16 protein-coding genes are annotated in these 19601 nt (G+C 63.8%); 15 read left to right on the top strand and 1 reads right to left on the bottom strand.

Annotation, left to right across the window (positions count from 1 at the left end):
- Positions 1–311 precede the first annotated feature (311 nt).
- Positions 312–818 (top strand): hypothetical protein, encoded by a 507-nt coding sequence (locus PPGU16_RS00540; protein WP_180721239.1) that lies wholly within the window; start codon positions 312–314, stop codon positions 816–818.
- Between the two features lie 28 nt (positions 819–846).
- On the top strand, positions 847–1644 hold the full coding sequence (locus PPGU16_RS00535; protein WP_180721238.1) for an endonuclease/exonuclease/phosphatase family protein: 798 nt from the start codon (positions 847–849) through the stop codon (positions 1642–1644).
- Between the two features lie 21 nt (positions 1645–1665).
- Here the strand turns inward: PPGU16_RS00535 and PPGU16_RS00530 are convergent, their stop codons facing one another.
- Complete coding sequence (locus PPGU16_RS00530; RefSeq protein ID WP_238266318.1) at positions 1666–2655, bottom strand: aldose 1-epimerase; 990 nt, start codon at positions 2653–2655, stop codon at positions 1666–1668.
- 308 nt (positions 2656–2963) lie between these two features.
- Between PPGU16_RS00530 and PPGU16_RS00525 the strand changes: the two genes are divergently transcribed.
- The 13 genes from PPGU16_RS00525 to PPGU16_RS00465 all read left to right on the top strand — a co-directional run bounded on the left by PPGU16_RS00525 (position 2964) and on the right by PPGU16_RS00465 (position 19579).
- A complete protein-coding gene (locus tag PPGU16_RS00525; RefSeq protein WP_180722507.1) occupies positions 2964–4016 on the top strand; it encodes a LacI family DNA-binding transcriptional regulator in 1053 nt (350 codons plus the stop codon).
- A gap of 107 nt (positions 4017–4123) precedes the next feature.
- Complete coding sequence (locus PPGU16_RS00520) at positions 4124–5128, top strand: ABC transporter substrate-binding protein (protein ID WP_180721236.1); 1005 nt, start codon at positions 4124–4126, stop codon at positions 5126–5128.
- Positions 5129–5661: 533 nt separating this feature from the next.
- Positions 5662–7227, top strand: a complete 1566-nt coding sequence (locus tag PPGU16_RS00515; protein WP_180722506.1) for a sugar ABC transporter ATP-binding protein — start codon at positions 5662–5664, stop codon at positions 7225–7227.
- On the top strand, positions 7217–8224 hold the full coding sequence (locus PPGU16_RS00510) for an ABC transporter permease (protein WP_243460556.1): 1008 nt from the start codon (positions 7217–7219) through the stop codon (positions 8222–8224). The genes PPGU16_RS00515 and PPGU16_RS00510 overlap by 11 nt, the downstream gene beginning before the upstream one ends.
- 22 nt (positions 8225–8246) lie before the next feature.
- Entirely contained in the window at positions 8247–9227 is a 981-nt protein-coding gene (locus PPGU16_RS00505; protein WP_180721235.1) for an ABC transporter permease, read from the top strand.
- 114 nt (positions 9228–9341) lie between these two features.
- Positions 9342–9983 (top strand): LysE family translocator, encoded by a 642-nt coding sequence (locus PPGU16_RS00500; protein WP_180721234.1) that lies wholly within the window; start codon positions 9342–9344, stop codon positions 9981–9983.
- 512 nt (positions 9984–10495) lie between these two features.
- Complete coding sequence (locus PPGU16_RS00495) at positions 10496–11266, top strand: ferredoxin--NADP reductase (RefSeq protein ID WP_035987107.1); 771 nt, start codon at positions 10496–10498, stop codon at positions 11264–11266.
- 513 nt (positions 11267–11779) lie between these two features.
- Positions 11780–12667, top strand: a complete 888-nt coding sequence (locus PPGU16_RS00490) for a sensor histidine kinase (protein ID WP_180721233.1) — start codon at positions 11780–11782, stop codon at positions 12665–12667.
- A gap of 38 nt (positions 12668–12705) precedes the next feature.
- Positions 12706–13362, top strand: a complete 657-nt coding sequence (gene rqpR / locus PPGU16_RS00485; protein ID WP_180721232.1) for a response regulator transcription factor RqpR — start codon at positions 12706–12708, stop codon at positions 13360–13362.
- 131 nt (positions 13363–13493) lie between these two features.
- On the top strand, positions 13494–14891 hold the full coding sequence (gene bcaP, locus PPGU16_RS00480; protein WP_180721231.1) for a branched-chain amino acid transporter BcaP: 1398 nt from the start codon (positions 13494–13496) through the stop codon (positions 14889–14891).
- A 979-nt stretch (positions 14892–15870) separates the two neighbouring features.
- Entirely contained in the window at positions 15871–16371 is a 501-nt protein-coding gene (locus PPGU16_RS00475; RefSeq protein WP_180721230.1) for a (2Fe-2S)-binding protein, read from the top strand.
- Between the two features lie 10 nt (positions 16372–16381).
- On the top strand, positions 16382–18769 hold the full coding sequence (locus PPGU16_RS00470) for a xanthine dehydrogenase family protein molybdopterin-binding subunit (protein WP_180721229.1): 2388 nt from the start codon (positions 16382–16384) through the stop codon (positions 18767–18769).
- Between the two features lie 12 nt (positions 18770–18781).
- Positions 18782–19579 (top strand): FAD binding domain-containing protein, encoded by a 798-nt coding sequence (locus tag PPGU16_RS00465; RefSeq protein ID WP_180721228.1) that lies wholly within the window; start codon positions 18782–18784, stop codon positions 19577–19579.
- Positions 19580–19601: the final 22 nt, after the last annotated feature.

Here is a 19601-nt window from a genome sequence, read left to right as displayed (position 1 = left end):
TGCTGATCTTGCATCGGCAGCGTCCCCGACGCCGCTTCAATTTCAGTGTAACGACGCCGAAATGGCATGCAAGCCAGCAATCATGCGGGTCTGCTGCTAACCGCACATGTCGGGCGAGGCAATTGCTTGAATCGACACATCCGCGCCCCTATCTGCAATGCAATGTAACCACCGGCGCTGAACCTTGGTTCCAGATCGGGTGTCAGAAAACCATTATCCCGATAAAGCGTAAGATGGTCGGCGGTCGCAGAAAGAACGCGCGGATGCCGCACGCTTTAGCGAAACGCAGCGATTCCGGAGACTTTTTGTTCATGTGGAAGACCAGCCTCGTTGCCGCCGTGTTCGGCACCACGTTGATGGCGCAGGGCGCGATGGCGCAAACGCAGCCGCGCAGCGCGCCGCCCGTCGTCAAATGGGAACTGCAGGTGATGCGCGACGGCCAGCAGATCGATTCGTTCGACGGCAACACGACCGTCGGCCAGGCGCGCACGGATACGCACCATCACGTGGTGCAGAACAGCGTCGGTTGCAAGGACGTGCCGGCGGGCAGCATCGATCTCGCCCGCACGCTGACCCTTTCGCCGACCCAGGCGGATGCCAGCGGCGTCACGTTCCTGATCGACGCCCAGGAAACGCTCGAAGAACCGTCCACGCGCACCACGAGCACCGGCTGCAAGCTGCCGCCGCAGCCTCGTCAGGTGAGCGCGAGCCATCCGGGGCTGAAGGTGCCGCCCGGCGACTGGACTTCGTGGACGATCGTCGACAAGGACCCGAATCTCGTATATCGATTGCGTGCAAGCGTCGCAAACAACCCGTGAACTTAACGAAAGACGTGGATAACGCGGCATGCGAAACCCCGAAGAACTGATACGCGAAAACTTAGACCGGAAAGACTTCATCGCCGTGAGCTGGAACCTGCACAAGGGCCGCTCGCCACTCGGCTTCCAGGCATGGCAGGCGATGCAGCGCTGGGTGCAGTCCGTTCATGCCGACGCGTACTTCCTGCAGGAAGCGATGGCGCGCCGGATGCCCGGCCCCGTACTGGCCAGCTCGTTTGGCGCGCGCCTGGGCGACATCGACAACGACGTATGGCATTGTCAGGCGACCGAAATCGCCGACGCGCTGCAGTTGCAGATCGCGCTAGGGCCGAACGTGTTCAAGCCGTCGTGGCGGCATGGCAATGCGATCCTGTCGCCGCATCCGCTCGATCTCGGCGGACGTTGGGACATTTCCGCGCACCGCTTCGAGCGACGCGGCCTGCTCGTTGCGCGCGCGACGTTCGGCGGCCACGCGGTGACGCTGCTGTGCGCGCATCTCGCGCTGACGCGCCAGGCGCGGCTGCGTCAGATGAACTGGATCGCGCACTGGATTTCGAAGGAGGCGCCCGACGGTCCGCTCGTGCTCGCGGGCGACTTCAACGACTGGCGCAACGATTCCGTGCCGCTTTTCCGCGAGCACGGCCTCGAAGAAGTCGCGACGCTGCTCGGCGAGCCGGGGCGCACGTTTCCCGCGTTTTCGCCCGCGCTCGCGCTCGACAAGATGTTCGTGCGCGGCATGAAGCCCGTCGAATGGATCCAGCCGGCGCAAGAGACAGCGTGGCTATCGGATCACCTGCCGTATATGGCGCGGCTGCGCGTCGACTGAACGCGCTTCGGTGCGTCTGTATCAGGCGCGCTGCGGCTTCCAGCTGATCCCGGCGCTGATCGTTTCGCCGGGCTGCAACACGCGGTAGCCCGTGCGCTCTCGTGCACCATCGCTGGCGTTCGCGTTGAAGCAGTCGGTCGTATTCGTGACGGGCTCGACGCACAACTGCACATCGTTCGCGGGCGCGAACACCACCATATGGTCGAACGGCGCATCGGCGGTCATCGTCAGGCTGCGCGCTTCGTCAGGCCATGCAATCGTCGCGCTGCGCGTCCAGCCGCTGAAGTTATTGTCCAGATCGAAGGCATCGGCACTCATGCCGCGCCTGAGCGCATCGACCGCGCCATGCGGGCCGAGATGCGTCGGCAACACATGCGCGTCGGCATGCCACATTTGGTCCACATGCGCGGTGATCACCGTGTTCGCCGTGCGCGGATAGTACGGATGATGGCCCATGCCGAACGGCATCGGGCTGTCCGACAGGTTCTGTGCGGCAAGCGTCACGTGTAGCGCATCGCCCCGCAATTCAATGCGCTGACTCGCGCGATAGTGAAACGGCCAGTCGCCGCGCTTTTCGCTGTCCGGCTCATGCTCGAAATGCAGTTCGACCGATGAAGCCGTGCGCGCGCCGACGCGCCACGGCCGGCGCCACGCGTGGCCGTGCAGCGCGTGCGCATAGCCGTTTCCGTCGCCGCCCAGATCGATCGTGCGACCGTCGAACTCGAAGCGCGCATCGCGAATGCGGTTGCAATACGGAAACAGCGGGAAGCTCGCCATCCGCAGCGGATCGCCAGCGGCGAGCGCTGCGCGCGTGGCCGGACGCAGCCAGTGCAGCGCGCGTTGCGACGTTGGCTCGCGGACAACCTCGAAATAAGCAGCAATCGATCCGCCGACTTCCGGCGCGACCACGAGCGTCGTATCGCCGCTGGACAAGACGACGAGCGACGGATCGTCGATGCGCAGATCGGTGGCGGGATCGGCTGCGGACGGATGGAGAGAAGCTTCGCGCATAGTCGTTTGAATGGGCGTGGGCGGTTGCGACGTCATCGGGGCGCGCGCGTTCGATGCCATGCGCCGAAGCGGCCCGCGCGAGCGAGAATCGCACGGCAGAACTCATCGGTCAATATTATTAGTAATAATACCGGTGAAATCCACCACTGAGGCGGTCGTAGTGGAGTAAAAAAGCGGGGTTTGCGTGTGTTGTCCAGCGCATATTATTAGTGGTACCGTCAGTACAACGATGCCTGCGGCATTCACCGTCAACGAGCCGCCGTTGCGCGGCCAGATCAATGAAAAAATCGACTCAGCGCCGCCCGACGATGACCGATATCGCCAAGCTCACTGGCGTGTCGCAATCGACTGTTTCTCTCGTCCTGAACAACGCGAGCAGCGCCAAGTTTTCCGAAGCCACTCGCAACAAGGTGCTGAAAACTGCGCAGGATCTCGGCTATCGCCTCACCCCGCGTGAACCGCTGCCGCCGTCGTCGGGCGAGCGCAATCTGATCATCTATCTCGCCGACGAAATCTCGACCAGTCCGCACCCCGTCGTGAACATCGACGGCGCGCGCGATGCCGCCTACGCGAACGGCAAGCTGCTCGCGGTCTACTCGACGCACGGCAACGCCGACATCGAGCAGCAGGTGCTGGACGCGGCCCTCGCAAGCCCGACCGTATTCGGCGTGATCTACGCGACCGTCTACACCCGCAAGGTGACGCTGCCCGCCGCGCTCGCGCGCGTGCCGACCGTACTGCTGAACTGCTACACCAGCGAGGGCGGCCAGTCGTCGATCGTGCCAGCCGAAGTCGCGGGCGGCCATGTCGCGACCGAATTCCTGCTGCGTGCGGGACACCGGCGAATCGGCTACATCAACGGCGAGCACTGGCAGGACGCGGCGAAAGACCGTTTGAAGGGCTATCGCACCGCGCTCGCTACCGCCGACCTGCCGTTCGCGCCTGAGCTGGTCCGCGACGGCGACTGGAGTTCGGGTACGGGCTTCGAGCACACGCTGTCGCTGATGCGCGAGCCCAATCCGCCGACCGCGATCTTCTGTGCGAACGACCTGATGGCGCTCGGCGCGATCGAGGCACTGAAACAGCTCGGCTACCGCGTGCCCGACGACGTCTCCGTGCTCGGCTACGACGATCAGGAAATCGCTCGCCACACGCATCCGCCGCTGTCGACCGTCGTGCTGCCGAACTACGAACTGGGGCGCTGGGCCGTCGACACGCTGCTTCAGGAAGTGCACAACCAGGCGGCGGGCGCGCCCGTGCGCCACCGGATGGTGAAGCTCGACGGTCCGTTGATCGAACGTGGCTCAGTCAGGGAAATTACCGAGGCAAAACGCGCAGCAATTAATATTATTAGTGATTGACCAATAATAATTCGCGATGGAATAATCGGCACGTCCGGTCACCACCGACGTGCCGGCGGCAGTTGAAGCACAAAAGCAAAACACACCAACTGGTACTGGAGGAAGACATGGCGTCGCACAATCGGGATTCGCGCGGGCAACGGCTTCAGCCGCTCGCCGCAGCATTGCTGGCAATGGCTTTGGGATTTGGGATGGCGTCGGCGCAGGCTGACGATCTGCCGAAGATTCCCGCCAAGAAACCGCTGAAAGTGGGCTTCGCGCAGACGGAGAGCAACAACCCGTGGCGCCTCGCCGAAACGCAAAGCTTCAAGGACATCGCCGCAAAGTGCGGCTGGCAGATGGTGATGACGGATGCCAACGGGTCCAACTCGAAGCAGGTCTCCGACATCCAGAGCATGATCGCGCAGCACGTCGATCTGCTCGTGTTCCCGCCGCGTGAAGAGAAGCCGCTCGCGCCTGTCGTGTTGCAGGCGAAGAAGGCGGGTATTCCCGTGATTCTCGTCGACCGCAACGTCGATCAATCGGTGGCGAAGGCGGGCCGCGACTACATCACGTTCATTGGCTCGGACTTCATCGACCAGGGCCATCGCGCAGCCGACTGGCTCGTCAAGGCGACGGGCGGCAAGGCGAAGATCATCGAACTCGAAGGCACGACGGGCGCGTCCGCTGCGAACGACCGCAAGAAGGGCTTCGACGAAGTCATCGCGAAGAATCCGGGCATGTCGATCATCGCGTCGCAAAGCGGCGACTTCGCGCGTGACAAGGGTCGTCAGGTGATGGAAACGCTGCTGCAGGCGCATCCGGATGTCACGGCTGTCTACGCGCACAACGACGAAATGGCGCTTGGCGCGATCGCCGCGATCAAGGCGGCAGGCAAGCAGCCGGGCAAGGATATCCAGATCGTCACGATCGACGGCACAAAGGGCGGCCTCGAAGCCATCGCCGCCGGCGAACTCGGCGCGAGCGTGCAATCGAGCCCGTTCTTCGGCCCGCTCGCGTGCGATGTCGCGGAGAAGTTCGCCAAGGGCGAGAAGGTTCCGACGTGGGTCAAGGTGTCGGACCGCTTCTACGACAAGGGCAACGTGAAGGAAAGCATGCAGTACGGCTATTGAGCGTTCGTTGATGTAACCGGCCGGCGTGTTCCTGGCTTTCACGCAGCGGGGCGCGCGGCACGGCCAGAGGCAGGGCTTCACCGGGCGTTCGCGCCCGGCTGACGGGAAGGGTTCGAAGCGACGTTCCATGGAACGTCGCTTCGCTTTGTCGGGCGTACCATCAACGTCGCGAACTGACCGACAGTATGTAAATCTCGCGCCGGCCGTTGCGATAGGCACGGGCCGCGCTGCATCGCGAGCGATGCGGCATGGGACCCGCGTAAGCACTAGAGCGCTAACGCTGGTCGACCGCGTTGCATGGGACCAGCGTAAGGCGCTAAAGCGCCAACGCTGGTCGACCGCGTTGCATGGGACCAGCGTAAGGCGCTAAAGCGCCAACGCTGGTCGACCGCGTTGCATGGGACCAGCGTAAGGCGCTAAAGCGCCAACGCTGGTCGACAAAGGAGACACACGTGACGCAATTCCACGCGCCTTCCGACGCGGCCCCCGGCGCTCAGCCGCCGTCGCCGTCTTCGCGCGCGACACTGCTCGATATGCAAGGCATCGACATTTCTTTCGGCGGCGTGCCAGCGCTGCGCGGCGCGAATCTCAGCGTCGCGGCAGGCGAAGTCCACGCGCTGATCGGCCAGAACGGCGCCGGCAAATCGACCATGATCAAGATCCTCACGGGCGCCTATCGACGCTCGGGCGGCACGGTGCGTTTCGAGGGCCGCGAGATCGATTTCCGCACGCCGAAAGAAGCGCGCGAAGCAGGCATCAGCACGATCTACCAGGAGATCAACCTGGTGCCGTTTCGCTCCGTGGCAGAGAACATTTTTCTGGGTCGCGAGCCGCGCCGCTTCGGTCTGATCGACTGGCGCGAAGTGCAGCGGCGCGCGTCCGCGCTGCTCGAATCGTTTGGCTTGCAGATCGACGTGAAGAAGCCCGCGGGCAGCTATTCGACGGCGATTCAGCAGATGGTTGCGCTGGCACGCGCCGTGTCGTCGGACGCGAAGATGGTCATCATGGACGAATCGACTTCGTCGCTCGACGAACGCGAAGTCGAACTGCTGTTCACCGTCGTGCGCAAGCTGCGCGACGACGGGCGCGCGGTGATCTTCGTGTCGCACCGGCTCGATGAACTGTATGCGCTGTGCGACCGCGTGACGGTGATGCGCGACGGCCAGACCGTCGCACAAAGCGCAATGAAGGATATCGACAAGCGTCAGCTCGTCACGACGATGCTCGGTCGCACGCTCGCCGCCGTCGTGCAGGACGACAGCGCCGCGCGCGAGGCGAATCTCGCGCGGCGCGGCGACAAGGCGATCTCGGCGCGCAATCTTTCCGCGCATCCGAAGGTGAGCGACGTATCGCTCGATGTGCACGCGGGCGAAGCCGTCGGCCTCGCGGGTCTGCTCGGCTCGGGCCGCACGGAAACGATGCGCCTGCTGTTCGGCGCGGACCCCGCCGAGCGCGGCACGGTATCGATCAACGGCAAGGACGTCGTGCTGAAATCGCCTCAAGACGCGATCGCGCGCGGCCTCGCGTATCTGACGGAGGACCGCAAGGCCGAAGGCATCGTGCCGGATCTGTCGGTGCGCGACAACCTGACGCTCGTCTGTCTGCGCACGCTGTCGAAGCACGGCATCGTCGATGTGAAGAAGCAGCAGACGATCGTCGATCGCTTCATTGCGTCGCTCGGCATCAAGCTGCGCTCCCCCGATCAACCGATCCGCGAACTCTCGGGCGGCAATCAGCAGAAGGTGCTGCTCGCACGCTGGCTTGCCGCGCAGCCGTCGCTGCTGCTGCTCGACGAGCCGACACGCGGCATCGACGTCGGCGCCAAGGCGGATGTCGCGAAGATCGTGCGCGAACTGCGCGACCAAGGCATGGCGGTGCTGTTGTCCGCCTCCGAACTCGAAGAACTGACGGCCGTAGCCGATCGCGCCGTGGTGATCCGCGACGGGCGCACGGTCGCCGAACTGGATGGCGCACAAATGAGCGAATCCGCGATCATGGACGCGATTGCCTACGGCAGCCCGGGCACCTCGCAACTGGTGGAAGCGGCGCAGTCCGCGCATATCGACGATGCACTGGAGGGCGACCGTCATGGCTCATGAGTCGCTGCGCAACGACGGCGCGCCGCTCGCAGCGGCTTCAGCGTCGCCCGATCCATCGACAGTGAAAAAGAAGCGGCGCATCACCATTCAGCGCGAGATCGTCGTGCTGCTGGCGATGCTCGTATTCAATCTGCTTTTCACGCAGCACTTCTGGTCGTTGCAGACCTTCAACGTCAATCTGACGCAGGTCGTGACGATCGTGATCGTCGGCATCGGCATGACGCTGGTCGTGGCGACGGGCGGCATCGATCTGTCGGTGGGCGCGTCGATGGCGATTGCGGGTGCGCTCGCGCCGATGCTGTTCCTGCACATCGCCGGGCCGCTCGGCATCGCGCTCGCGTTCGTGCTGCCCGTTCTGGCCGCTGCCGTATGCGGCGTGTTCAACGGCTTTCTCGTCACGCGATTAGCCGTGCAGCCGATTGTCGCGACGCTGGTGCTGTTCATCGCCGGGCGCGGCATCGCGCAGGTCGTCACCGACGGCAGCCTGCAGGCGTTCAACAACCCTGCCTTCCAGTGGATCGCGCTTGGCAAGGTCGCGGGCGTCCCGTTCCAGGTGCTGCTGATGTTCGCGCTCGTCGCGTTCTTCGCGTGGGTCGTGAAGAAGACGCTGTTCGGTCAGTATCTGCTGGTGACGGGCGGCAACGAAAAGTCCGCGTATCTGAGCGGCGTGCCGACCGCGCGCGTGAAGATGATCGCATACACGCTGTGCGCGGCGCTGTCCGGCCTCGCGGGGCTGATTTCGATTTCGGTGAATTCGTCGTCGGATGCGAACGTGGTCGGGCTGGGCATCGAACTCGATGCGATTGCGGCAGTGGCCGTCGGCGGCACGGCGTTGACGGGCGGCAAGGCGTATATCGGCGGCACGCTGATCGGCGCGCTGATCATCCAGTTGTTGCGCTACACCCTGCTCGCGCACGGTATTCCCGATGCGGCCGCGCTCGTCGTGAAGGCGGGCATCATCATCGCGGCGGTGTACGTGCAGCGCCGTTCGCGCTGAACGATTTGCAAGAGACGATCCGATGAAAAAGAACCTGCCCATCCTGATCGCGCTCGGTGCGCTGATCGTGCTCGGACTCGTTCGCTACGAGCATTTCGCGTCCGAGTACAACATCACGTCCTTCTGGCGCTACAACTCGATGTTCGCGTTGATCTCCGTCGGCATGGCGTTCGTGATCATCACGGGCGGCATCGACCTGTCCGTCGGCACGGTCGCGGCAATGTCGAGCGTCGTTGCGGCGCTGGCGAGTCCATACGGCGGCTGGGTCGCCGTGCTCGCGGGTGCGGGCGCGGGTCTGCTGGTCGGCGTGCTCAACGGCATCATCATCACGCGGCTGAAAATCCTGCCGTTCATCACGACACTCGCGACGAGCCTCGGCGCGCACGGCCTCGGGCTGCTGCTCGGCAAGAACGACGCCGTATCGATTTCATCCGATACGAACTTCGCGAACTTCGGACAGGGCGATCTGTTCGGCCTGCCAATCCCCGGCCTGATCGCACTCGTCGCTGCCGTCGCGGGTTGGCTCGCGCTCCGCAGCACGCGCTTCGGCCGGCATTCGCTGGCGATCGGCGGCAGCGAGGAAGCGGCGCGTCTGATGGGCCTGAACGTGAACCGCACGCTGGTCGCCGTATATGCCGTGAGCGGACTGCTGGCGGGCCTGGCTGGCGTGATCCTCGCCGCGCAGTTTGGCGCGGGGCAGCCGAACGAAGGCGTCGGCTGGGAACTGTTCGCGATTTCGGCCGTGGTACTCGGCGGGACGCTGCTGACGGGCGGCGAAGGCTCGATCGCGATGACCATCGCAGGCGTGCTGCTGCTCGGGCTCGTGTTCAATCTGCTGAACTTCGAAAACGGGCTTGGGTTCATCAGTCTGTCGGCGTACTGGCAGTCAGTGATACGCGGCGTGTTCCTGCTGCTCGTGATCGTGCTGCAGGCGCGCGTGCTCAAGCAGCGCGGGCACAAACGCACGGAGACAGGTGCGGGCGCAGGACAGACGGCGGGATAAAACGCATCGCGCGCTTGCCTGACTGGCGATAAAACAGGCGCGAGGCGGAGTAAGATCGCGGTTCCGCCCTCTTCCCGCTCAATGCGCCGCCGCACCGCGCGGCAAATCGTCGCCATGCATCATTACCTGCCGATCCTCCTGCAAATCGCCCTCGTCTATCTGATCGCGCTGGTCAGCCCCGGTCCGAACTTCTTCATGATCACGCAGCTGTCGCTGGCAGGACGGCGCGGGCTCGGCGCGGCGTCGGCGCTGGGCGTCGGCACAGGGTCGACCATCTGGGCCTCGCTCGCGATGCTCGGCTTCGCGACCGTGCTGCAACGGATCGACTGGCTGTACAACGGCATTCGCATCGCGGGCGCGATCTATCTGGTGTGGTTCGGCATCAAGCTCGTGCGCTCGAGCACGAAACGCGGCGAGTCCGTCGTGATGAACGTGGAAACGCCGCCCGCGAACGACCGCGGCGCACATTTCCGCGCATGGCGCACAGGCATGCTCACCTGTCTGACGAATCCGAAATCCTGCGCGTTCTGGACCAGTATCTTCGCGACGCTGTTTCCGGCGCATCCGCCGCTGTGGTTCTACGGCGTGGCGCTCGCGATGATCGGGATGATGTCGGTGGGCTGGTACGGCAGCGTCGCGCTGATGTTCGCGACGGAGCGCACGCAACGCGGCTATCGCCGCCTGCGCCGGCCGATCGACGGCGTGTGCGGCGCGCTGCTCGTCGGCCTGGGCGCGAAACTCGCCGCCGAAAGCTGAGCGCGGGCGCCGTCTCCGGCTGGATTTTCCAGCTTCGGGAGAAGGGTCAATGCTGCAGCGCGCGATAAGTTTCCGGTATTATCCCGAAATAGCGCCTACCAGCGCCTGTTTTCGTTGAACGGCTGCCATCACCCGATGACTGACGGGCGAAAGCCGGTCAAGCGGCAACGGCCCAACGCCCGTCACGGACGGGCGAGACCCGAAGGGCAACACTCTCGCGGGTCACCCGGGCACGGACCCAACGCCGCACACCCCAGCAGTACACCCTTGCCGCGCCGCAGCTGGCCGTTTCCGGCGAAACCGGGCGACAGCCGCGCCGGCGCTTGATAACCAGCTTGACAGACCACATTCACCGCTCGACCCGCTGCGGCAATGCCCGGCGCGGTAACGCGGTAAAATAGCGGATTGCGCATCATTCCCGGGTCGCTTCCGGCGCGGGACGGTGCATTGCCTTTGCCGTGCCGGCCCCGCTTTTATGTGGCCGACCTTGATTTCGCACCATCGAAGAAGCCATGAGCAACCTGAATCCACAAACCGTCCTGAGCGTCCACCACTGGACCGATACGCTTTTCAGCTTCACCTGCACGCGCGATGCGTCGTTCCGCTTCGAAAATGGCCAGTTCACGATGGTCGGTCTCGAAGTCGACGGCAAGCCGCTGATCCGTGCGTACAGCATGGCTAGCGCCAACTACGAAGAAAACCTCGAATTCCTCAGCATCAAGGTGCAGGACGGCCCGCTGACGTCGCGCCTCCAGCATCTGAAGGTCGGCGACCAGGTCCTGATCGGCAAGAAGCCGACGGGCACGCTGATGGCCGACAACCTGCTGCCCGGCAAGACGCTGTGGCTGCTGTCCACCGGCACGGGCCTCGCGCCCTTTATGTCGATCATCAAGGACCCGGACGTCTATGACCGCTACGAGCGCGTGGTGCTGACGCACACCTGCCGTTTCGTCGACGAACTGGCATACAAGGAATACATCACGGACCACCTGCCGGCGCACGAGCACATCGGCGAGCTGATCCAGGAAAAGCTGGTGTACTACCCGACCGTCACGCGCGAGCAGTTCGCGAACCGCGGCCGCATCACGGACCTGATCGAAACGAAGAAGCTCTTCGAAGATCTGGACCTGCCGCACTTCTCGCTCGAAAACGACCGCGTGATGCTCTGCGGCAGCCCGCACATGCTGCGCGACACGCGTGAACTGCTCGACAGCCTGGGCTTCCAGGAAGGCAGCAACAACAATCCTGGCCACTACGTCGTCGAAAAGGCGTTCGTCGGATAAGACTGCGTCGCACACACGCTGGTGCCGCGTCCACGACGCGCGCGCGAGCCGTAACACCCGAAACCGGAGCCTTCGCGCTCCGGTTTTTCTTTTGGCGCGCCGGCTTGCATGGAGCGATGGCCGATCGCGCCTAAGCGCGGCCATACCCAGTCAGATACCAGGTTACAAATCCAATGGCGATTGGACAACTTTGCGTGTAGGCGTTTTTCCGACACGACCTGCAAAGTTTACCTCGACTATTGCGTGAACTTCGCGCTGCAAGCCAAGATGGGCGGGCATTTTTTCTTTTTTTAAGATATGATCGCCACGAAGCAGCATTTGACAGACTTTTAACGAAACTGTCGTCTATTTGTTACAGAATGTAAATTTCGTTACGTCCCGACGTAGCGTTTTTCCGTCGTGGCAGTTCCGGTGACGGACATCTCTGGGGGTCAGGGTTCGCATGCGTTCTTTCGTCTACATGCTGCCGATGCGTCGTTGTGGCGCCGGCCGTTCGGTTTCGTGAGCAGGGCCATGGATTCGTCGATCGTAGTGCCGATGCACACGCACGGCACGGCGGCCCGCGCGAGCGATGCCACGCGTGCATCGAATGCGTCTGCCCGCCGCCGTTCCAGCAAAGTCGCGACAGCGAACGACGTCACCGCGGACGCCGCCACGCGAACCGCATCCAGCGACGAACTCGCGCGCCTGCAGGCTCGAGTGCGCGAGCTGTCGTCCGAGCTGATCCGCACACAGGAAACCACGCGCCGCCATGTCGCGCAGGAACTGCACGACAGCCTCGGCGCCGAGCTGACGGCCGCGCGCTTCGCGCTCGCGAACGTCGAGACCTGGCTGCCCGCCGACGCCCCGCCTCAATGCACCACCGCCCTCGCCACCGCGCAGCGTTCGCTCGACGCCGTCACTGAAGCGGCGCAACAGGCCGTCGGCGATCTGCATTCGCCGACGCTCGACAAGGGCATCGTCTGCGCGCTGTCGCACTGGACCAACAGCTTCGCCGCGCGCACTGGCCTGCGGATGAGCTTCGTGTGCGCCGCCGATGCCCGCCTCACGCGCCTGTCGGCCGATGCATCGCTGGCTGTCTTCCGCGTCGCCCAGGAAGCGCTGAACAACGTCGCCAAGCACGCGCGCGCGTCGGGCGCCGACATGCGCATCGAAGCCACCGCGCAGCATCTGAGCATCATCGTCAGCGACGACGGCATCGGCATTCCTGCTCACGCGGGACAGGACGAACGCCAGTTCGGGCTGGCAGGCATGCGCGCGCGCTGCAACGCGTTCGACGGCGAGTTGCGCGTCGCCGCGTCCGCCGGTCAGGCGCGCGGCACGACCGTGCACGCGCGCTTCGCGTGGAAAGTCCTGATGGGCAGCGCGCCGCGCGCTCGACGCACCGCAATCCGCCTGTGATCCGCTTATAACCTGTTTGTGAACACTGACTTCCCGTTATGAGCCTGCGCATTCTGATTGCCGAGGATCACGCCATCGTTCGTCAGGGCGTGCGGCAACTGCTGATCGACCGCGACGTCGCCGACGACGTCGCTGAAGCGCAGACGGGTGCCGAGGTGCTGATGGAAGCGTCGAAGCATGTGTACGACGTGATCCTGCTCGACATCTCGCTGCCCGATATGAACGGCGTCGAGGTGCTCAAGCGGCTGAAGCGCAAGCTGCCGCGTGTGCCCGTGCTGATGTTCTCGATGTACCGCGAAGACCAGTACGCGGTGCGCGCGCTGAAGGCAGGCGCGGCCGGCTACCTGTCGAAGACCGTCGACGCCACGCAGATGATCGCCGCGATCCAGCAGGTGGCGGCGGGCCGCAAATACGTGAGTCCGGCGATGGCGGAAGCGCTCGCCGATTACGTTTCATTCGACGGCGAGCAGTTGCCGCACGAAAAGCTCTCCGACCGCGAGTACCAGACGCTGTGCATGCTCGCGTCGGGCAAGCGGCTGACGGATATCGCGAACGCGCTGTCGCTGTCGGTGAAGACGGTGAGCGTCTACCGCACGCGCTTGCTGGAGAAAATGAAGCTGCGCAACAACGCCGAGCTGACCTTCTACGTGATGAGCAACCGCCTCGTCGACCTGAATCCGGCGATGGCGGGCTGACAGGTGCGTCGCGCTCGCGACGCACTCTAATTGGGCACTACGAAGGGCCGTCCGGCCCACTTCCGCTAAAATTGCGGGTTTTCCCGACATTGGGCGCGCCCACACGCGTGCTTCACAGGAGACCCCGCCAAATGTCCCTCTTTCGCAAAAAGAACGTCGAGCACATGATCGCCGGCGCGCAGGCTGCTGGCCTGAAGAAAGCGCTCGGCGCGCTCGATCTCACCTTTCTCGGCGTCGGCGCCATCATCGGCACCGGCATCTTCGTGCTGACGGGCACGGGCGCGGTGCAGGCCGGCCCGGCGCTGATGCTGTCGTTTCTGATCGCCGCCGTTGCGTGCGGCTTCGCGGCGCTCGCGTACGCGGAATTCGCCTCGACGATTCCCGTCGCCGGCTCGATCTACACCTATTCGTACGCGACGCTCGGCGAACTGGCCGCGTGGATCATCGGCTGGGATCTGATGCTCGAGTACGGGCTTGCGACTTCGGCGGTGTCGGTGGGCTGGTCTGGCTATTTGCAGTCGCTGCTGTCGGGCTTCGGCGTTGCGCTGCCCGTCGCACTGATGGCCGCGCCTGGCGCGCTGCCCGGCCACGAGACGCTGTTCAACCTGCCCGCGTTTCTCGTGATGATGGCGATCACGACGCTGCTGTCCGTCGGCGTACGCGAATCGACGCGCGTGAACAATCTGATGGTCGCGATCAAGGTGACGGTGGTGCTGCTGGTGATCGTCGTCGGCGTGTTTCATGTCAAGCCGGAGAACTGGCATCCGTTCATGCCGAACGGCATGGGCGGCGTGTTCGGCGCGGCGGCTGTGATGTTCTTTGCGTTTATTGGCTTCGATTCGGTGTCGTCGGCGGCTGAAGAAGTGAAGGACCCGAAGCGCGACCTGCCGATCGGGATCATTGCGTCGCTCGGTGTTTGTGCGGTGTTGTATGTCGCCGTGGCGGCCGTCGTGACGGGGATCGTGCCGTCGGCGCAGTTCGCGAATATTTCGCATCCGGTTTCGTATGCGCTGCAGGTGGCGGGGCAAAACTGGGTTGCCGGTTTTATCGATCTCGGCGCGGTGCTTGGGATGCTGACCGTGATTCTGGTGATGGCCTACGGCCAGACGCGGGTGATCTTCGCGATGTCGCGGGATGGGTTGTTGCCTGCGGCGCTGTCGAAGGTGCATCCGCGGTTTGCTACGCCGTTTGCTACCACGTGGCTGGTTGGGATTGTGTTTGGTTTGATCGGCGCGCTTGTTCCGTTGAATGTGCTTGCTGAGCTGATCAATATCGGGACGCTGGCGGCGTTTTCGATGGTGTCCATCGCTGTGCTTGTGCTGCGGCGCACGCATCCTGATCTGCCTCGCGCTTTTACGTGTCCTGGCGTGCCGGTTGTGCCTGTTCTTGCTGTCGCTTCCTGTCTGTTTTTGATGCTGAATCTCAGTAAGGTTACGTGGATTGCGTTTGTGATCTGGCTTTTGGTTGGGATGGTTGTTTATTTTGGGTACTCGCGGAGGCATTCCAAACTCGCCCACGGCGGGCGGTAAGGTTTTTCTCGCGGTGCGGCTGGGTTTTGTTTTGTTTGTTTTGGTTTGGTTTGGTTTGCCACGCAGGTCGCTGGCATCCGCGCCTTGTTAGCGTGCTTCAAGCGTCGCCCCTGTGCGGGGCGGCACCTACTTTTCTTTGCCGCCGCAAAGAAAAGTAGGCAAAAGAAAGCGGCTAACACCGCCAGTTCTTGTATTTGCCTGAGGGCCCCCAAACGGTCTTACGCTTCACACGGCAACCACGTGACCCACGCTCGTTGCCAGCGCTCTAAATGAGCGCCTCACCCGCTTCACGCTCCCGCACTGCAGCACGCTGTGCCAGACAGTCCACCGCCGCCCAGGTGGCAAACTGTGTGTAGGCCCAAGTGCTCCACGCGCCTCACTTCGAACCGATCGCGCACGCGTTCTACCGTGTAAGAGCGCCAGGCTATACGCCGCGACAACCTACACACAGTTTGCCACCTGGGCGGCCGTAACCGTTCGCTGGCGCGAGCTCATTTACGGGTGTTTGATGTGGGTGAGGCGTTTAAACGATGCGTTGGCAACGAACCTGTGCAAGTGCGCGGCCGTGCGAAGCGTGGGGACGTCGGGGCCCGTGGATAAGAACACGGGCTGGCGGTGTGAGCCGCTTTCTTTTGCCTACTTTTCTTTGCGGCGGCAAAGAAAAGTAGGTGCCGCCCCGCACAGGGGCAACGCTTGAAGCACGTAGGCATTACGCGGATGCCAGCGCAAACACAGGCGGACCACACGCCTGCGCAGCAAATACCAAAACCGAAACCCAAAAAAGCGCCGCAGGCACAGTTCCCCCATAGCCGCCTCCCGTTTTTTGTGTTTTACTTTTCGACACAAACAACAAAAACAACAACAAAACCCAACCGTACCGGACCCTCCAGCAGGCAAGCGGTAGCAAGTGAACAGCGGGCCCGAGCCGGTCTCGCCCCACCCGGGGCTCAATACAAGAGCGTCCCCTAGGAGACAGTTCATGGCGATCAGCATCAGTCTGACGGTGAACGGTTCACCCGTTACCGCGAACATCGAGCCGCACACCCTGCTTGTCCAGTTTCTACGAGAACAATTGCGGCTGACAGGAACGCACGTCGGCTGCGATACCGCGCAATGCGGCGCGTGCACGGTTCATCTGAACGGCCGCGCGATCAAATCCTGCAACATGCTTGCCGTGCAGGCCGAAGGCCAGGACATCACCACGATCGAAGGGCTGTCGAAAAACGGCGAACTGCACCCGATGCAAGCCGCTTTCCGCGAGTGCCACGGCCTGCAGTGCGGGTTCTGCACCCCAGGCATGGTGATGAGCGCGACCGCGCTGGTCGCCACCCATCCGAACCTCACGGAAGACGAAGTGCGCCGCCAGCTCGACGGCAACCTGTGCCGCTGCACGGGCTACCACAACATCGTCAAGGCCGTCGTTCAAGGCGCAGCCGGCATGCAAGCCGACGCGTCGTCGAAAGCCGCCACGACCGTCTGAGGAGCCCGCCATGAACGCACCCGATTCGCACCGCATGGTGGGCATGCCCGTCAAGCGCAAGGAAGACTATCGCTTCCTCACCGGCAACGGCCAGTACACCGACGACATCGTCCTGCCCGGTCAGACCTACGCCGTCTTCCTGCGCTCGCCGCATGCGCACGCGCGCATCACACGTATCGACACCACCGCCGCGAAGCAGTCGCCCGGCGTCGTCGCGATTTTTACCGGCGCGGATCTCGCCGCTGAAAACGTCGGCGGGCTGCCGTGCGGCTGGCTGATCCACAGCGTCGACGGCAAGCCGATGCACGAACCGCCGCATCCCGTGATTGCGCATACGAAAGTGCGCCATGTCGGCGACCAGGTCGCGATCGTCATCGCCGATTCGGTGAAGGCCGCAAAAGATGCCGCCGAACTGATCGAAGTCGATTACGCCGAACTGCCCGCCGTGATCGACACCACGCACGCGTCCGATGCCGGCCAGCCCGCCGTCCACGACGAAGTGCCCGACAACACCTGCTACACATGGGGCCACGGCGACAAGGCGGCAACCGATGCCGCGTTCGCCAAGGCGCATCATGTGACGACGCTCGACATCGTCAACAACCGCCTCATTCCGAACGCGATCGAGCCGCGCGCCGTCAACGCCAGCTATGCGCCGCAGGACGACAGCTACACCGTGTATGTGGCCAATCAGAACCCGCACGTCGAACGGCTGTTGATGGCGGCGTTCGTGCTGTCACTGCCGGAATCGAAAGTGCGCGTGGTCGCGCCGGATGTCGGCGGCGGCTTCGGCTCGAAGATTTTCCTGTACGCGGAAGACGTCGCGCTGACGTGGGCATCGAAGAAAATCCGCCGTCCGGTGAAGTGGACGGCCGAACGTTCCGAGGCGTTTCTATCGGACGCGCACGGCCGCGATCACGTGACGAAAGCTGAACTGGCGATGGATGCCGACGGCAAGTTCCTCGCGATGCGCGTGCACACGATCGCGAACATGGGCGCGTATCTGTCGACCTTCGCCTCCAGCGTGCCGACCATCCTGTACGCGACGCTGCTCGCGGGCCAGTACGCGACGCCTGCGATCTATGCGGAAGTGAAAGCGGTCTTCACGAACACAGTGCCCGTCGATGCGTATCGCGGCGCTGGACGTCCGGAAGCGACATACGTAGTCGAGCGCCTCGTCGAAACCGCGGCGCGCGACATGAACATGGACCCCGCCGAAATCCGCCGCCGCAATTTCATCCGCACCTTCCCGTATGCCACGCCCGTAGGCCTCACCTACGACACGGGCGACTACGAACCCTGCCTCGATCGCGCGATGGAACTCGCGGACGTCAAAGGCTTCGCCGCGCGCAGACAGGAATCGGAGAAGAACGGCAAGCGTCGCGGACTCGGTTACTCGTGCTACATCGAAGCGTGCGGGCTCGCGCCGTCGAACATCGCGGGCGCGCTCGGTGCGCGCGCGGGCCTGTTCGAAGCAGGCGAAGTGCGCGTGCACCCAACCGGCTCGGTCACCGTCTTCACCGGTTCGCACAGTCACGGTCAGGGCCACGAGACGACCTTCGCGCAAGTCGTGTCCGACCGCCTTGGCGTACCGATCGAGAACATCGATATCGTGCACGGCGACACCGGGCGCATTCCGTTCGGCATGGGCACGTACGGCTCGCGTTCGATCGCAGTCGGCGGCTCGGCGATCATGAAAGCGCTCGACAAGATCGAATCGAAAGCGAAGAAGATCGCGGCGCATCTGCTCGAAGCATCGGCGGACGACATCGAGTTCAAGGACGGCACGTTCCGCGTCGCGGGCACGGACCGCACGAAGACCTTCGCCGACGTATCGCTCGCCGCCTACGTGCCGCACAACTATCCGCTCGACAAGCTCGAACCGGGCCTCGACGAAAGCGCGTTCTACGACCCGACCAACTTCACCTATCCGGCGGGCGCGTATATCTGCGAAGTCGAAGTCGATGTGGATACAGGCGAGACGCGCATCGAGCGCTTCACGGCCGTCGATGACTTCGGCAACGTGATCAACCCGATGATCGTCGAAGGGCAGGTGCACGGCGGTCTTGGCCAGGGCATCGGCCAGGCGATGCTGGAGCGCTGCGTGTACGACAAGGACACCGGCCAGTTGCTGTCCGGCTCGTACATGGACTACGCGATGCCGCACGCGTCCGATCTGCCGTCGTTCACCGTCGAAACCGCGAAGGGCACGCCGTGCACGCACAACCCGCTCGGCGTGAAGGGGTGCGGCGAAGCGGGCGCAATCGGTTCGCCGCCAGCCGTGATCAACGCGATCATCGATGCGCTCGCGCCGCTCGGCGTCACGGATCTGCAGATGCCGGCCACGCCGCATCGCGTGTGGTCCGCGATCCACGCTGCACAAAACTCACGTCCCTGAGCGGAGGCCGACATGTATTCATTCGACTATCAACGTGCAGCCGATCCGAAGAGCGCCGTCGCCGTGTTGAACGCCGACAGCGACGCGAAGTATCTGGCGGGCGGACAAAGCTTGTTGCCGACGATGCGCCTGCGTCTCGCCCAACCGTCGAAGCTGATCGACGTCACGCGCATTCCGCAGTTGAAGGAGATTCGCGTCGAGCCGACCAAGGTGACGGTCGGCGCGGCCGTCTGTCATGCGGACGTGGCGAACAACGCGGACGTGCAGCGTGTGTTGCCCGCGCTCGCATTTCTCGCGGGGCACATCGGCGACCGGCAGGTGCGTTCTCTCGGCACGATCGGCGGATCGATCGCGAACAACGATCCTGCGGCGGATTATCCAGCCGCCGTGCTTGGCCTCGATGGAACGGTCGTGACGGACCGGCGACGCATTTCGGCTGCGGATTTCTTCGTCGGCATGTATGAAACCGCGTTGCAACCGGACGAACTGATCGTCGCCGTCGAGTTTCCTGTGCCGGAAAAAGCCGCGTACGAGAAGTTCAGGAATCCAGCGTCGCACTTCGCGTTGACGGGCGTGTTCGTCGCGAAAACAGCGGGCGGTGTGCGCGTCGCGATCACGGGCGCGGCGGCGTCGGTGTTTCGCGCGACGGACATGGAGAACGCGCTCGCCGCGAACTTCACGGAAGCCGCCGCGCGCGGCGTGACGATCGCACCGGACGACCTCAACACCGACATGCACGCGAGCGCCGAATATCGCGCTCATCTGATACCCGTGCTGACGGCGCGCGCGGTGCGAGCCGCAAACGGCTAGCGGACGCGGCGTGCGAGGCGTT

Source organism: Paraburkholderia largidicola (assembly GCF_013426895.1).
Classification (GTDB): domain Bacteria; phylum Pseudomonadota; class Gammaproteobacteria; order Burkholderiales; family Burkholderiaceae; genus Paraburkholderia; species Paraburkholderia largidicola.
Note: the sequence above shows the minus strand (reverse complement) of the source record. Positions and strands in the feature narration are given on the sequence as shown.

Coding starts and splice junctions, on each gene's coding strand:
- rqpR (WP_180721232.1), top strand. CDS start 12,706: ATGAGCCTGCGCATTCTGATTGCCGAGGATCACGCCATCGTTCGTCAG.
- PPGU16_RS00520 (WP_180721236.1), top strand. CDS start 4,124: ATGGCGTCGCACAATCGGGATTCGCGCGGGCAACGGCTTCAGCCGCTC.
- PPGU16_RS00505 (WP_180721235.1), top strand. CDS start 8,247: ATGAAAAAGAACCTGCCCATCCTGATCGCGCTCGGTGCGCTGATCGTG.
- PPGU16_RS00510 (WP_243460556.1), top strand. CDS start 7,217: ATGGCTCATGAGTCGCTGCGCAACGACGGCGCGCCGCTCGCAGCGGCT.
- PPGU16_RS00475 (WP_180721230.1), top strand. CDS start 15,871: ATGGCGATCAGCATCAGTCTGACGGTGAACGGTTCACCCGTTACCGCG.
- PPGU16_RS00495 (WP_035987107.1), top strand. CDS start 10,496: ATGAGCAACCTGAATCCACAAACCGTCCTGAGCGTCCACCACTGGACC.
- PPGU16_RS00500 (WP_180721234.1), top strand. CDS start 9,342: ATGCATCATTACCTGCCGATCCTCCTGCAAATCGCCCTCGTCTATCTG.
- PPGU16_RS00470 (WP_180721229.1), top strand. CDS start 16,382: ATGAACGCACCCGATTCGCACCGCATGGTGGGCATGCCCGTCAAGCGC.
- PPGU16_RS00465 (WP_180721228.1), top strand. CDS start 18,782: ATGTATTCATTCGACTATCAACGTGCAGCCGATCCGAAGAGCGCCGTC.
- PPGU16_RS00490 (WP_180721233.1), top strand. CDS start 11,780: ATGGATTCGTCGATCGTAGTGCCGATGCACACGCACGGCACGGCGGCC.
- PPGU16_RS00540 (WP_180721239.1), top strand. CDS start 312: ATGTGGAAGACCAGCCTCGTTGCCGCCGTGTTCGGCACCACGTTGATG.
- PPGU16_RS00530 (WP_238266318.1), bottom strand. CDS start 2,655: ATGCGCGAAGCTTCTCTCCATCCGTCCGCAGCCGATCCCGCCACCGAT.
- PPGU16_RS00525 (WP_180722507.1), top strand. CDS start 2,964: ATGACCGATATCGCCAAGCTCACTGGCGTGTCGCAATCGACTGTTTCT.
- PPGU16_RS00535 (WP_180721238.1), top strand. CDS start 847: ATGCGAAACCCCGAAGAACTGATACGCGAAAACTTAGACCGGAAAGAC.
- bcaP (WP_180721231.1), top strand. CDS start 13,494: ATGTCCCTCTTTCGCAAAAAGAACGTCGAGCACATGATCGCCGGCGCG.
- PPGU16_RS00515 (WP_180722506.1), top strand. CDS start 5,662: ATGCAAGGCATCGACATTTCTTTCGGCGGCGTGCCAGCGCTGCGCGGC.